The 13,918-nt window shown below is 42.3% G+C and carries 12 protein-coding genes; 7 read left to right on the plus strand and 5 right to left on the minus strand.

Features of this window, described 5'->3' with window-relative positions; translation table 11 throughout:
- Positions 1–100 precede the first annotated feature (100 nt).
- Complete coding sequence (locus J2X69_RS19540) at positions 101–1,438, plus strand: hypothetical protein (RefSeq protein ID WP_310107150.1); 1,338 nt, start codon at positions 101–103, stop codon at positions 1,436–1,438.
- Here the strand turns inward: J2X69_RS19540 and J2X69_RS19545 are convergent.
- On the minus strand, positions 1,435–1,611 hold the full coding sequence (locus tag J2X69_RS19545) for a hypothetical protein (RefSeq protein WP_310107152.1): 177 nt from the start codon (positions 1,609–1,611) through the stop codon (positions 1,435–1,437). The genes J2X69_RS19540 and J2X69_RS19545 overlap by 4 nt on opposite strands.
- Before the next feature lie 20 nt (positions 1,612–1,631).
- Here J2X69_RS19545 and J2X69_RS19550 point away from each other — a divergent pair, with 20 nt between their 5' ends.
- Positions 1,632–3,137, plus strand: a complete 1,506-nt coding sequence (locus tag J2X69_RS19550) for an outer membrane protein transport protein (RefSeq protein ID WP_310107154.1) — start codon at positions 1,632–1,634, stop codon at positions 3,135–3,137.
- Here the strand turns inward: J2X69_RS19550 and J2X69_RS19555 are convergent.
- The 3 genes from J2X69_RS19555 to J2X69_RS19565 are packed head-to-tail and all read right to left on the minus strand — an operon-like array spanning position 3,127 to position 5,299.
- Positions 3,127–3,657, minus strand: a complete 531-nt coding sequence (locus J2X69_RS19555) for a shikimate kinase (protein ID WP_310107156.1) — start codon at positions 3,655–3,657, stop codon at positions 3,127–3,129. The two genes, J2X69_RS19550 and J2X69_RS19555, sit on opposite strands and share 11 nt — an antisense overlap.
- Before the next feature lie 3 nt (positions 3,658–3,660).
- Entirely contained in the window at positions 3,661–4,761 is a 1,101-nt protein-coding gene (locus tag J2X69_RS19560; RefSeq protein ID WP_310107158.1) for a BT_3928 family protein, read from the minus strand.
- Positions 4,754–5,299, minus strand: a complete 546-nt coding sequence (locus J2X69_RS19565) for a DUF1599 domain-containing protein (protein ID WP_310107161.1) — start codon at positions 5,297–5,299, stop codon at positions 4,754–4,756. The genes J2X69_RS19560 and J2X69_RS19565 overlap by 8 nt, the downstream gene beginning before the upstream one ends.
- A gap of 14 nt (positions 5,300–5,313) precedes the next feature.
- Here J2X69_RS19565 and folP point away from each other — a divergent pair, with 14 nt between their 5' ends.
- The 3 genes from folP (at position 5,314) to J2X69_RS19580 (ending at position 8,218) form a co-directional block, all read left to right on the plus strand.
- Positions 5,314–6,198 (plus strand): dihydropteroate synthase, encoded by an 885-nt coding sequence (gene folP, locus J2X69_RS19570; protein WP_310107163.1) that lies wholly within the window; start codon positions 5,314–5,316, stop codon positions 6,196–6,198.
- A complete protein-coding gene (gene cdaA, locus J2X69_RS19575; protein WP_310107165.1) occupies positions 6,195–7,079 on the plus strand; it encodes a diadenylate cyclase CdaA in 885 nt (294 codons plus the stop codon). The genes folP and cdaA overlap by 4 nt, the downstream gene beginning before the upstream one ends.
- A 416-nt stretch (positions 7,080–7,495) precedes the next feature.
- Positions 7,496–8,218, plus strand: coding sequence for a DUF5715 family protein (locus J2X69_RS19580; RefSeq protein WP_310107167.1), 723 nt, complete (start codon positions 7,496–7,498; stop codon positions 8,216–8,218).
- Between the two features lie 266 nt (positions 8,219–8,484).
- Here J2X69_RS19580 and kbl read toward each other — a convergent pair whose 3' ends face one another.
- Positions 8,485–9,681 (minus strand): glycine C-acetyltransferase, encoded by a 1,197-nt coding sequence (kbl, locus tag J2X69_RS19585; RefSeq protein WP_310107168.1) that lies wholly within the window; start codon positions 9,679–9,681, stop codon positions 8,485–8,487.
- Positions 9,682–9,837: 156 nt separating this feature from the next.
- Here kbl and J2X69_RS19590 point away from each other — a divergent pair, with 156 nt between their 5' ends.
- Together J2X69_RS19590 and J2X69_RS19595 are read left to right on the plus strand one after the other, a co-directional pair.
- A complete protein-coding gene (locus tag J2X69_RS19590; protein ID WP_310107170.1) occupies positions 9,838–10,785 on the plus strand; it encodes an L-threonine 3-dehydrogenase in 948 nt (315 codons plus the stop codon).
- Between the two features lie 391 nt (positions 10,786–11,176).
- Positions 11,177–13,918 (plus strand): DUF1553 domain-containing protein, encoded by a 2,742-nt coding sequence (locus J2X69_RS19595; protein WP_310107172.1) that lies wholly within the window; start codon positions 11,177–11,179, stop codon positions 13,916–13,918.

Below are 13,918 nucleotides of genomic sequence, written 5' to 3' on the forward strand. Positions count from 1 at the left end.
TTATAGTTATTTTTGCTAACTTATGCGGGACAAATATAAACCAAAAGTATAACCCTTCACCCATGCTCTCGTATAAGAAAGTAACAATTAAACTTCTATTATGAAGAATTCTGCAATCATAACATCATCATTTATCCTTGGATCCCTGGTTTTGGTTTCTTGTAGCACTAACAAATTAGCCACCACAGATACGAGCGACAATTTGTATTTCATGGCTTCAGACGCTAAAGTAGCTACTGAATTTGCTGTGCAAAACAATAACCGCGAGCAATTCCAGACACTTTCCTCAGTGAATTCTGAGCCAATTCCACAAGAAAGTTTTAGCTCTAGAAATGTAAATCCAGACTACATCGCAAGATATCAAGCAGGAGAAGACACTGTCCAAGATAACATCGTGTACTTTGACGAAGGAGCTGAGGAGCAAAATAATCCGGACATCAATGCTTACGATAACTATAGAGTTAACGGTTCAGGCAACAATTCCAATTTCAATAATTCCATGGCTTTCAACATGGGGATGGGAATGGGAATGAACATGGGAATGATGTACGGAATGAATCCCTGGGGAATGGGCGGATTTTACGATCCTTTCTGGGGTCCCGGTTTCGGATTCAGACCTGGATTTAATATAGGTTTTGGATTCGGATTTGGAAATGGGTTCTACAGACCTATGTACATGAGACCTGGCTTTGGATTCGGATATGGAGGATTTTATGATCCTTGGGGAATGCCGATGTATGGCTGGGGTGGATATCCGGGCTTTGGATACGGCAGACCTATATATGTACTTCCGGGTAATGAATATGGAAACAGAAGAGTCGTAACAGGTGCCAGACCAACTCGAGGTTCTTCACTTGCCGGAGGTAGAGGCGGAAATGTGTCTAACTCCGCGTTGCAGCCAAGTACTGCCAGAGCGCAGGCAAGAAGAGATGTACTCAACTCTAGAGACAATACTTCATCGAGAAGAGTCGTTTCCAATGCTAACAATTCAAGAGCAACTGCTAGAGATTTCAGCTCTTCACAAAATGATTATTACAATTCCAGAGCTAGGGAAGGCAGCAGTAGAAACGTCAATTCTGCCGCTATGGATCGTTCGGCATCAGGAACTAGAAGTGCAATGCCATCTGCTAGACCAAGCGTAGGTACTACAAATTCCAGATCTGTGAATTCAGGTAGAGAAGGGACAGTTAGATCTTCAAACCCTGCCACTAACAATAGATCAACCAGTCCTTCGTATAACAGAAGTAATGTTCCTAGCAGAACGTCATCCCCTGCTTATAACAATGGAGGCACAAACACCAGAACTGTAGCCCCTCCCCGTACTACTACACCTACACGAAGTACGCCAAGTTATAGCGCACCTTCTAGAAGTGGAGGATCTTCCGGAGGAGCAACTAGAGGCAGCTCTGGTACATCAAGAGGAGGACGGGGAAATTAATACCCTATCCCTGTATCGATTGTGGATAAATTAAAATAAGGCAGTGATCTCACTGCCTTATTTATTGCTGCCTGTGTAGCGACACAATCCAGCTCTTCACTCAGTCTGCCTGTTTTTGGAAAAAGAATGTGGAGACTAAGAAACATTTTCATCTGTTCAGCACGTTTATTCATTATATCCAAATCAAATCTAAATGAGAATATCCATTCTGGTTTTATCCCTATGTTTTATTTCCACCTCGTATACGCTTGCCCAAAGCGGATATTTTGAGGATGCATATCGGTTCAGTCAAGTTAAACCCGCCGGCTCGGCCCGCATTATGGGAGTTGGCGGCACACAATGGTCACTTGGTGGAGATGTATCAAATATTGCCGGAAACCCCGCAGGACTGGGTTTCTTCAGATCCTCCGAAGCAAGTGCCACTGTTGGCTTTACCGACTGGGGGGGTGAGACAAACTATATGGGACAAAATAGAAGTTATAATACAACCAACTTCTCCCTACCAAATGTGAGTTTCGTGATGGCAAATCCTAAAGGAGACTTCGAAAGAGGGTCATTTAAAGGAGGAGCTTTCGGAATAAGCATTCAGCGGATTGCTAATTTTAACACGGAGTACGGATACTATTCTGACCAGCCGGGAGAGACATCCATTATTGACTTTTATCTACAGGATGCTCAAGGATTTCCGGAAAGTCAAGTCGCTAACTTCGGCCTGACGGGAATGGCATACAATACATATCAAATCAATCCCCGCTTAGACAGTAACGGTAATGTAATTTCTGGAGAATACGAGCCTATCAATGGATTCCTTGCTCCTTTTCAAGATGAAAACATCACCCAAGAAGGAAGTTCAAGCCAAATTACTTTTGCTTATGGAGCCAATTTCAATTACAAGCTATTTGTCGGTGGATCCATTGGTATCCGAACCTTAAATTTCACCTCCAGAAAGATTTATAATGAAGAGTTTTCCGAGGGGCCACTGATCAATTCCAGCCTTCAGGAGAATTTATTTATCAATGGAGGGGGTGTAAACCTCAATCTAGGTTTGATTTATAAGCCTGTGGATTACCTGAATTTGGGTTTTACATTCCAGACTCCTACTTGGTATGCCTTAAATGACGAATACGATGCAAGTATGGTCGTCAATTATGATAATTATTTCTATGAGCCGGAAGGAATCACGCTAGGGCGAGTAGAAGATCTGACTGATATTATAATCAGTTCATACAGATTGAATACTCCTCTAAAAATAGGCGGTGGAGCTACAGTATTCTTAGGGAAAAATGGATTTATCTCCGCAGATGTGGATTGGGTAGACTACAGTTCTGCAAGAATCAACTCCAATGATTTCGATGAAGGACCTGATAATTTGCAAATTCAAAACCTATATAGCAGTACCGTCAATTTCCGACTGGGAGCAGAGTATAGATTAAGTAATTTCAGATTTAGAGGAGGATATGGCTACTTTGGTGACCCTATTGCAAATTCTAACTTTGATAGAAGTACACAGCAGATAAGTGGTGGTCTTGGTGTGAAAATCAACAAGTTCTCTGTGGACTTTGCTCTGGTAAACCAAAAGTTCAATACACTATACAGTAGCTATCAGGTTCTGGATAGTCAAGGACGCAACGCTGGGCCGTTGACCGAAATCAAAAACAATCAGCTGAACGGAGTACTTACACTAGGTCTTAGTTTTTAAGCAAACGGATCAACTCCGATACCAATAACTCAGCGGAGAAATCTTCCCCGCTGAGTTTTATTTTTGATTGCCTATAAAAGTAATCTCTCTCCACCAACAAACTTTTTAATTTCAAGGTTATTTCTCCCTGATCAAGCCCCAGAAACATAGGTCTATTCTGCGCCTTAGCCAATCCCAGTCTGTATGAAATCTCTTCCAATGGCACATCCAGATACACAGACACGGCTTTTTCATTGATCAAATCCATATTGTCATTGAAGCACGGACATCCGCCTCCGGTGGCAAGTACATAAGAATCTTCCCGCTTCAGAAACTTCTGAAGCACCTCTGTCTCCCATGTACGGAATTGACCTTCCCCATATCTAGAGAAAATATCCGGAATTTTCATCTGAAATTGATCTTCTATCAGATGATCCAGATCGTAGTAGGGAAATTTCAGGACCGTGGCCAACTGTTTTCCAAACGTGCTTTTTCCTGATCCGGGGAGCCCTACCAAAACGATTTTCAAGTCCTTGCCCATCCCCTACTTCATATATAAGTCTAAGACTTCGTTGGCGTCCGGAGTGTTATTATGATGGTACTTGCCCAGCACCTTTCCATCTTTTAGCAGCATTATGCCCGGGTTGGCCCGGATGATGGTTTTGACCACGGTGGCATCTGCTTGAAGTGTAAGCATATCCCACCCTCTTGATTCGATAAAATTTAGAATCTCTTCCTGTGAGGCTGCAGCGATGAAAACAGGCTCTACAGGAGATCCCGAAAGAGATTTAATAAGTTGGTCAATTTGATCCAAATTTGAATTACTTATTTTGGCCATACTGCTAGATAGAATCAGCATCTTATTGCCCGTAAAAACTTCTTCTGTATAATCTCCGTCCTCATTCCAAACAGCAAAATCAGAAATTTTAGGTAAAGCATCCGGGTTCTTCAAATTCATTTCCACAAACTCCAGGCTTTCATCGGACGGATACTGATCAAAAGTAACAAGTTCGCCGTCCTTTTTCATCACATAAGAATATTGAAGTGGAGCCGACGGCAGCATATTTTGAGGGATATCCACCCCCACCTTATAGGCTCTAAAATCAATAAATGGAAGATTTCGAACCGCTAGAATGGCTAAGACAAAAGACATAACCATGGCTACTACAGTCACTCCTTTTGCCCAAGTAGAAGATGTTTTGGGAAGATCCGTTTGAAACAAGAACAGAATCGCGATCAAGGCCAAAAGAAGCAAATCTTTGTAAAAGGATTCCCAGGGTGTCAATTTGATCGCGTCTCCAAAGCATCCGCAATCCGTCACTTTATTGAAATAGGCAGAGTAAAACGTAAGAAATGTGAAGAATAAGATCATCAATGCAAGAGCCCAAACAGTAAATCTGCTCCGCACTCCCAATATCAGCATGATGCCCAAAACAACTTCCACTACTACAAGGAAAATACTGAGTTCTAATGCAATGGGCTTGAGATATTGAAAGAAGCCGGCTATGTCTGTAGAAAACACATCAAAATATTCTTCCAGTTTAATCGATGTCCCTACAGGATCGTTGACCTTGATCAGACCCGAAAAAATAAAAAGGCCTCCGACAATAAACCGAATCACCCACAAAAACCCTTGCTTAAACATGATACCCTAATTTAATTAAACAAAATACAGCATAATTGATCATGTCCTGATAGTTAGCCTCAATACCCTCGGACACTAGAGTCTGACCTTGATTGTCTTCTATTTGCTTGGTACGAAGCAATTTCATCAAAATAATATCAGTAATAGAGCTTATACGCATTTCCCGCCAAGCCTCACCGTAATCATGGTTTTTATTTTCCAAAAGCCCACGGGTTTCGTTTACCCAGTGATCATACGCCGGCTCAAGTTCTTCGAAAGGAATTTCCATCCGATTGTCTTTTGCATAACTGATCTGAAGCAAAGCAATCAGGCAATAATTAATAATCCCTACGAAATCATCTTCTATCGGATCATTGACTTTTTGATTCCCCTTTTCCTGAATCGATCTAATACGTTGCGCTTTGATGAAAATCTGATCTGTAATCGACGGTAAGCGAAAAATTCTCCATGCCGTACCATAATCTATAGTCTTCTTACGAAATAGTTCTTTACAACGGCTGATAACTTCCTTATATTCGTTACTCGTTTGCGTCTCCAAAGTCTCTTAATTTAATGTTTCCTCTTCCGGGCAAGTCTTCCAAAATCGAAGATAAATCATTTCCCCAAAAAAACACCCTTCAAATCGATGGACGGCTAATCAGTTGGAACAAACCTCAGCTGATGGGAATAGTAAATCTGACACCTGACTCATTTTTCGAAGGAAGCAGAGCTGAGAAGTCCATGGACAAAGTTATAGAATTAGCCACATCCCATATTTCCAATGGTGCCGGCATTCTGGATCTTGGAGGATACAGTTCCAGACCGGGAGCGGCCGAGGTTAGTTTACAGGAAGAGATCGACAGGGTAATTCCTGCTGTGAAATGGATCGCTTCCAACTTTCCCGATATTTTAATTTCTGTTGATACTTTCAGATCGCGGGTTGCAGAGGAAGCAATAGGATCAGGAGCTCATATTATAAATGATATATCGGCTGGAGACCTGGATGAAGAGATGATCCCGACGGTAGCCAAGCTTCAGGTTCCGTACATAGCCATGCATATGAGAGGAAATCCCCAAAACATGCAGAAAAAAACAAACTATTCAGATATTTTAGGAGAGATATTGTATTATTTCGCTGAAAAACTGGAACAATTCAAAAAGTTTGGCATCAAAGATGTAATAATTGATCCAGGTTTCGGATTTGCTAAAACTCTCGAACAAAATTACTTCTTACTCAGGAACCTTCGACGCTTTGAGACGCTTTCATTACCGTTGCTTGTGGGTATTTCTAGAAAATCTATGATATCTAAAGCGCTGGAAGTGAATGCCGGTGAAGCTCTGAATGGTACCACTGCATTAAATATGTTTGCTTTATGCCATGGCGCAAACATCCTGCGGGTTCATGACGTTAAAGAAGCAAACGAAACATTGAAATTATACAACACTTTATACTCTTGATACTACTTTTCAAAATAGGATTTTTAGACATCTCCATCATCAATATCTTCGATATTGCGTTGGTAGCCGCCCTATTGTATCAAATCTATAAACTGCTAAAAGGAAGTGTTGCTATCAAGATTTTTCTTGGTTTTCTTTCTATCTACTTAATCTATCTTCTGGTCAGAGCGCTCCGTATGGAGCTTCTATCTGCTATTTTAGGGCAATTCATGGGAGTGGGTGTAATAGCAGCCATTATTATTTTCGCTCCTGAAATCAGAAAATTTCTTCTTTTGATAGGACGGTCTTCGCTCCTGTCAGATGATAATGCGTGGAAAGACATGCTCTTCTTCTGGAGAAAAAAAGACGATGCTGTCTTTAATATCAGTCCTATTATAGATGCTTCCAAGACCCTTGCGGGCAGCAATACCGGAGCATTGATGGTGATTTCAAAAAGTACAGAATTAAAATTCTACGCCGAAAGCGGTGATATCCTTGATGCAGAATTGTCGAAACGACTGCTTATCTCAATTTTCAATAAATACAGTCCCCTACACGATGGTGCAGTGATCATTCACAACGGTAAAATAAAAGCAGCCCGCTGTATTTTACCCGTAACTGAGCGTGAAGTTCCTGCCCAATTCGGACTTCGCCATCGGGCAGCAATAGGGATGTCGGAGACCACTGATGCGTTGGTATTAATCGTATCCGAAGAAACAGGGCAACTGTCTATGTCCAAGAATGGAAAGATTCTACACAACATGTCCTTTCAGGAAATCAGAGAAACAATCAATGATTATCTAAATAACTTCGATCTGGACGCCCGATTCGAAGATCTCGAAGAATATGAGATGAAAAAGCGAAGAAAACTCGCCATGACCAGTAGCAAGTCGGCATCCTAAAAAAGAGGCTGTCTCATAACTCATAATTGTCACATTGAGTAGCTTGCCTCGCTGTAGCGGGAAGTCGAAATGGGCTTAATTAGCGCATAAAAGGCTTCGACTTCGCTCAGCCTGACAAGAAATCCTACTTATGAGACACTCTCGTTTTTTTAACCCCATGAAATCGAGAATGTTAAAAGCAACGCACAGGGGGATGATTATTCACCGTGCGACCTGCCTGCCGCAGGCAGGGATTCCATCCCGATCCGCCGCGGCGGACGGGACAGGCTATGTGACAATTAAAAAACAATTACTAAATACATGAAATCGAGCATATCGAAGGCGACACACACTGATATGATTATCAACTATGCGAGATTCTCCCGAATCAAGTTCGGGACAGGCTATCTGACCATTAAAAATCAAAATATAAACACATGAAACAGCATACCTTAGTATACCTAGTCGCTTTTTTCATACTTTTTTCGGTGGGTGCTCTAGCTACCCAGGCATATATGCCGGAGCTAAAAAGGCAACTAAAAGACACCTATTCTGCCTTTACCAATAATCCAAAATCTGTCCCACGTCCTGAGAACACCGAGCCCATTAGCTTAGAAACTCCCCTTCCCAGAGTCGTGCTTCCTATTCCTGAGGAGCTGATCGCAAAAGAATATGACAAACATCTGTATGCTTCAGAACATAATGGATTTGGTTTAATAGAGAATGAAACCCATTTCAACAAACTAGTTGATGAGAAACAGTTGGTGCTGGTGAACCAGGGAAGTGGATACGAAGTGATGCCCTTAACCCATAGCCATCCTTACATTACTCCATACTCAAAAATTGTCCTTGAAGAACTGGGGATAGCTTTCCAAACACTTACAGATACTGAAAGTTTCTTTACGTTAACATCAGTTACCCGGACTCCTGAACAGCAAAAAAGCTTAAGAAAAAGGAATAGAAATGCAACTGAGGGAGTCAGCTCCCATTCCTACGGATCCTCATTCGACATCTCTTACATTAGATTTAATGGTAAAAAGAGCTTCGACAGAAGCAAACAAAAAAAACTTGAAGAAATTCTAAAGGAATTTCAAGAAGCCGACAAAATTTTCTTCATCAAAGAAAGAAAACAGAGTTGCTACCACGTGACGGTTAGATGATTAATGGTATATCCGCAATGATAAAGTCTCTTTACTGTCAGAAAACGGATAATCATAATGATCAATCCAAAGGCACGGAAAATCATAAAAGTCTCAATAATAAATTTTCAAGCTCAAGTTTCAAGTAAAAGTCAACTGTAGCCTTTCCAGTTTCTTTCCGGGCATTGAGATAAAAAAACCGGGGATCTAAACTAGAAACCCGGCTTTGAAACATCGGACACCCGACATCCACATAACCTCAGCGTTAATTAGCTTGTCCTTTACGGCTACCCAATCACTCCCAGTTCTTTCCCAACTGCTGTAAAAGCAGCAATCGCCTGATCCAAATGAGCCCGGTCGTGCCCGGCAGATATCTGAACGCGGATCCTAGCTTGTCCTTTTGGTACCACCGGATAATAGAAGCCAATCACATAAATCCCTTTCTCAAGAACCTTCTCAGCCATTTGCTGCGAAAGAACTGCATCATACAGCATAATCGGCACAATGGCGTGCTCACCCGGCTTGATATCAAAACCTGCGGCAGTCATTTTCTCACGGAAATAGGTTGTATTTTCTTCCAGCTTGTCTCTCAACTCAGTAGTTTCAGACAATAAATCAAACACTGCTATCGAAGCTCCTGTGATCGATGGTGCTAGTGTGTTAGAAAACAAATACGGCCTGGAGCGCTGGCGAAGCAATTCGATAATTTCCTTTCTTCCTGAGGTAAATCCTCCGGAAGCACCTCCAAGTGCCTTTCCAAGCGTCCCGGTGATAATATCTATTTTACCCATCACACCGCAATGCTCATGAACTCCTCTTCCTGTTTTGCCCATAAATCCTGTTGAGTGGCACTCATCTGTCATGACTAAGGCTTCGTACTTTTCAGCCAATTCCACGATCTTGTCCAACTGTGCAATTGTCCCATCCATAGAGAAAACCCCGTCAGTTACAATGATTTTTTGCTTAGCTCCTTTGGCAATGGCATCCTTCAACTGGACTTCCAGATCTTCCATATTATTGTGCTCATATCGGAAGCGCATTGCTTTACATAGACGGACACCATCGATGATAGAAGCATGATTCAATGCATCTGAGATGATCGCATCTTCAGGGCCCAAAAGAGGCTCGAACACTCCCCCATTGGCATCGAAAGCCGCCGCATATAGAATGGTATCTTCTGTGCCTAGAAACTCAGAAATTTTCTTTTCCAATTCCTTATGAATGTCCTGCGTACCGCAAATAAAGCGCACGGAAGACATTCCAAATCCATGGGAATCAATCGCCGCCTTGGCTGCTTCGATTACTTTTGGATGGGAAGAAAGTCCCAAATAATTATTGGCACAAAAATTCAAAACTTTTTGCCCTCCTGCAATGGTGATTTCTGCTGATTGCGGGGATGTGATCACACGCTCTTTCTTGAAAAGGCCTGCTTCCTCTATTCCCTTAAGTTCTTCTTGCAATTTGGGTTTGAACTGATCGTACATGATAGCTAGTTGATTTTATGTTATTCAAAAACGTCTGCTTCCTTTGGTCAAATATTCTGATCTGGAAGCAGTTTTTTCTTACTTTTGCGACTGCAAACCCAAATATAAACAAAAACCCGGAGCCCGGCTTTAGGGTAGATTTTGAAAGAAATATCAATGGAAAAAATCCTAGTAATAGGCGCTGCAGGCCAATTGGGTTCGGAGCTCACTAAGTCTTTGGCAGATCAGTTTGGTGCAGAGCAAGTAATCGCCACAGACCTCAACCAATCCGCACAATCCAAGTTTGACTTTTGTCGCTTTCAAGTTTTGGATGTGATGGATAAAGAAGGTCTGAGAAACCTTGTCAAAAACCAAAAAATCACCCAAATCTATCATCTGGCGGCAGTGCTTTCCGCAGTGGGTGAGAAAAAACCACTCTTTGCCTGGGAGCTAAACATGGATAGTTTACTTCATGTCCTGGAGCTGGCCAGAGAATTTAATCTTAACAAGATCTATTGGCCATCCTCTATTGCTGTCTTCGGACCCAATACACCAAAAATCAATACACCTCAGTATTGCGTCAAAGAACCCAATACCGTGTACGGCATTTCGAAGCAGGCCGGAGAAAGATGGTGCGAATACTATTTTCAGAAATACAATGTAGACGTTCGCAGCCTTCGTTACCCGGGCTTGATCGGATACAAGTCGCTTCCAGGCGGAGGTACCACCGATTATGCAGTGGATATCTATCACAAAGCATTGGCAAGGGAAAAATTTGATTGCTTCCTTCGTGAAGACAGTTCATTGCCTATGATGTATATGCCTGATGCCATCAAAGCAACCTTGGATCTAATGAACGCTCCGCGCGAATCTGTAAAAATCCGGTCTAGTTACAACTTGGCCGCGATGAATTTCACTCCAAAAGAAATTTATCAAAGCATAGTAAAACATATTCCTGATTTCAAAATCGAGTACAATCCGGATTTTCGTCAGGCTATCGCAGATAGCTGGCCTGACAGTATAGACGACTCATGTGCAAGGAAAGACTGGGGATGGAAGCATGATTATGATCTTGATAAGATGACCAAGGATATTTTGGAGAATCTTCCAAACTTCAAATTCTAAAAGACTACCCTGCCTACTGATAATGCGGGGTATTTTTTTGCTTTTTTCCTCCACAGGGAATGTTGAGGTTGTCCAGAGGCACAACCGGTATTTAACAAGTCCTTATGCAGTCACAGTAGACTAGCCCGATCTCATTATCCATTTTCACTCTCCTTTTGTGAAGCATCTATTCCAGAGTATTTTCATACCATATAGCGGGAATAAAAACTTGACCTGGAGAACAATTTGTCCCCTTGTGCAGAAGCCAGTCGAAATCACACCCTATTGAATTGCATCGCCAAAACCAAAATCCCAGAACATTAATAAACACTACACCCAAATCACCCGCATGATATAATAGATTTTCGAAGTAGCTCAAAATTCTTTACTTTTCAGGTTCATTCCATTTCCTATGAATAACCTTAAAGCAGCCGGTATTCTTACGCTTGCAATCATCCTTGCCATTGGAGGGGTTATGATTTTTGGTCAGGAAAAGGAAGTAGATTTCAGTAGCCAGATCAAGCCCATTCTGAATAAAAACTGCATTTCCTGCCATGGCGGAGTGAAAAAGAGTGGCGGGTTCTCTGTACTATTTGAGGAAGAGGCTCTTGAAAATACGGACTCAGGGCATCCGGCAATTATTCCGGGCGATCCGAATGGCAGCGAGTTGATCAAGCGTCTGACTTCTTCCGATCCTGAAGTCAGAATGCCTTATGAGCGAACACCACTTTCTAAGGAGGAAATTGACCTTTTAAAAACCTGGATCAAGCAAGGAGCCAAATGGGGTGAACACTGGGCTTATAAGCCCATCCGTTCTCCTGAAGCTAATGAACAGAAAACGACTGCCGGATTTTCATCTGACCACAATTACTCCGCATCAAGCAGTATTGATCTATACATCAGAAAAAAACTCCAAGAACAAGAATTAGACTTTTCTAAAAAGGAGGCACCCCTTAAGTTACTTCGCAGAGTCGCTCTGGACATTACAGGCTTACCTCCGGCAGAAGGACTTCTGGCAGAATATTCCTCCAAAAAAATCACTTACGAACAAGCGGTAGACCAGATGCTTTCCTCACCCACCTTTGGAGAAAAATGGGCTACTTGGTGGCTAGACCTAGCCAGGTATGCTGATACCAAAGGCTACGAGCGTGATGCTTCACGTACCATGTGGCCATATCGTGATTGGGTCATCAGAGCCTTCAATGAAGACAAGCCCTTTGATGAATTTACCATTGAACAATTAGCGGGAGATTTGCTCCCAGATCCCACAGAAGATCAGTTGACCGCAACAGCTTTTCACAGAAACACCATGAACAATGATGAAGGAGGAACTGATGACGAAGAGTTCCGGGTGGCTGCTGTCCTTGATCGTGTCAGCACTACTTATGAAGTTTGGCAAAGTACAACTATGGCTTGTGTGCAGTGTCACAGTCACCCATATGACCCTATTCGACATGAGGAGTTTTATCAATCAGTAGCTTTCTTCAACAATTCCCGGGATGAAGACACCCATGACGAAGAGCCGAGACTAAGATTTTATTCGCCCGATAGAAAATCAGAAATCGAGTCTGTTCTCGCTTGGGTCAGAGAAAATGAAAGTACTCAAGCAGCGAAAAACCGTAAAGATTTTCTCACTTTTTTAGAACCAAAATATCCCTCGCATAATGCTGTAGAGTTCACAAATGCTGAACTTATCGACACCAAATGGCTGGGAATTCAAGCAAATGGATCTGCTTACTTGAAAAAAATAGACACGCAGGGCTCAGATCAAATGCTGATACAATATGGTTCTGGCTTAGACGGCAGTAAGATGACCATCAGAAATGGAGGTCCTGAAGGAGAAATTCTGGCAGCATTCCCGATTAATAAAACAGATGGGGATATCATCCGTGCAGTTCCTTTCAAACCCATAAAAGGTTTCGTGGACTTGTTTTTAGCGGTTGAGAATCCCAGTGTAAAATCCGACCAAAATGCAGCTAAGTTTGTGTGGTTTGCCTTTGTTCCTATGCTTCGGGGAAAAGGTAAACCGGGTTTTAAGGAAGTTCAGGACGCTTGGGAAGCTGCGTTGAACCACGGCGGAACGAAGCTTCCGATAATGATCGAGAATCCTGATTATATGACTCGAGAAACCCATGTTTTTGAGCGGGGAAACTGGATGATTCCTGGAGATAAGGTAAATCCGGAAACTCCAAAAGTGCTAAATAACTGGAATCAGGATTGGCCAAACAACCGATTGGGCTTTGCTTACTGGCTTACAGACAAGGAAAATCCACTCACTTCGAGAACCTTGGTAAATCGGGTTTGGGATCAGCTATTTGGAAGAGGAATTGTAAATTCTCTTGAAGATATGGGGACTCAGTCCGACCCACCATCCCATCCGGAACTGATGGACTATCTGGCATGGAAAACTATGAATGATTACGGCTGGAGCCTCAAAAGCTTGATTCGGGAAATTGTTACCTCCGATACATACAAGCAGTCTTCTGCTATTTCTCCGGATCTTTTTGCAAAAGATCCTCAAAACAAATGGTATGCCCGCGGTCCTAGATTCAGATTAAGTGCTGAGCAAGTCAGGGATCAGTCCTTAGCAGTGTCAGGATTACTAAGTGATAAAATGTATGGACCGGGGGTCAAGCCACATCAACCAGAAGGTATTTGGCAGACCGTTTACAATGGAGATTCCTGGACTGAAAGTCAAGGTGAAGATGCCCACAGAAGGGGCGTATATACCTTTTTAAAACGTACAAGCCCTTATCCTTCATTCATTTCCTTTGATGCGGCAAGTAGAGAAGTTTGTCTCAGCAGAAGAATTGTGACCAATACTCCACTGCAGGCTTTAGTCACATTAAATGATCCCGTATACCTGGAAGCTGCTTATTACTTGGCAGAAGATATGCTCAGGGAAAACCCAAAGAATCCCAGAAAAAGCATTACTTATGGTTACAAAAAGCTAGTTCTAATTCCAATTTCGGACGCAAAGCTGGAGGCTCTTTCTACTTTATATGAAGAGGCATTATCAGAATATACAGCCAACCCGGAATCTCTACAAGCTTTCTTCACTAGAAAAGACAAAGCTACAAACCCCGAGCAAGCAGCAATGGCTGTAGTAGCAAATGCTCTGCTGAATATGGATGAATTTTTAACCAAGCCCTGA

The organism is Algoriphagus sp. 4150, assembly GCF_031457395.1.
Classification (GTDB): domain Bacteria; phylum Bacteroidota; class Bacteroidia; order Cytophagales; family Cyclobacteriaceae; genus Algoriphagus.

Excerpts from the sequence above, each read along its gene's own strand:
- J2X69_RS19540 (WP_310107150.1), top strand. The coding sequence starts at position 101 with ATGAAGAATTCTGCAATCATAACATCATCATTTATCCTTGGATCCCTG.
- J2X69_RS19545 (WP_310107152.1), bottom strand. The coding sequence starts at position 1,611 with ATGAATAAACGTGCTGAACAGATGAAAATGTTTCTTAGTCTCCACATT.
- J2X69_RS19550 (WP_310107154.1), top strand. The coding sequence starts at position 1,632 with ATGAGAATATCCATTCTGGTTTTATCCCTATGTTTTATTTCCACCTCG.
- J2X69_RS19555 (WP_310107156.1), bottom strand. The coding sequence starts at position 3,657 with ATGGGCAAGGACTTGAAAATCGTTTTGGTAGGGCTCCCCGGATCAGGA.
- J2X69_RS19560 (WP_310107158.1), bottom strand. The coding sequence starts at position 4,761 with ATGTTTAAGCAAGGGTTTTTGTGGGTGATTCGGTTTATTGTCGGAGGC.
- folP (WP_310107163.1), top strand. The coding sequence starts at position 5,314 with ATGTTTCCTCTTCCGGGCAAGTCTTCCAAAATCGAAGATAAATCATTT.
- J2X69_RS19580 (WP_310107167.1), top strand. The coding sequence starts at position 7,496 with ATGAAACAGCATACCTTAGTATACCTAGTCGCTTTTTTCATACTTTTT.
- kbl (WP_310107168.1), bottom strand. The coding sequence starts at position 9,681 with ATGTACGATCAGTTCAAACCCAAATTGCAAGAAGAACTTAAGGGAATA.
- J2X69_RS19590 (WP_310107170.1), top strand. The coding sequence starts at position 9,838 with ATGGAAAAAATCCTAGTAATAGGCGCTGCAGGCCAATTGGGTTCGGAG.
- J2X69_RS19595 (WP_310107172.1), top strand. The coding sequence starts at position 11,177 with ATGAATAACCTTAAAGCAGCCGGTATTCTTACGCTTGCAATCATCCTT.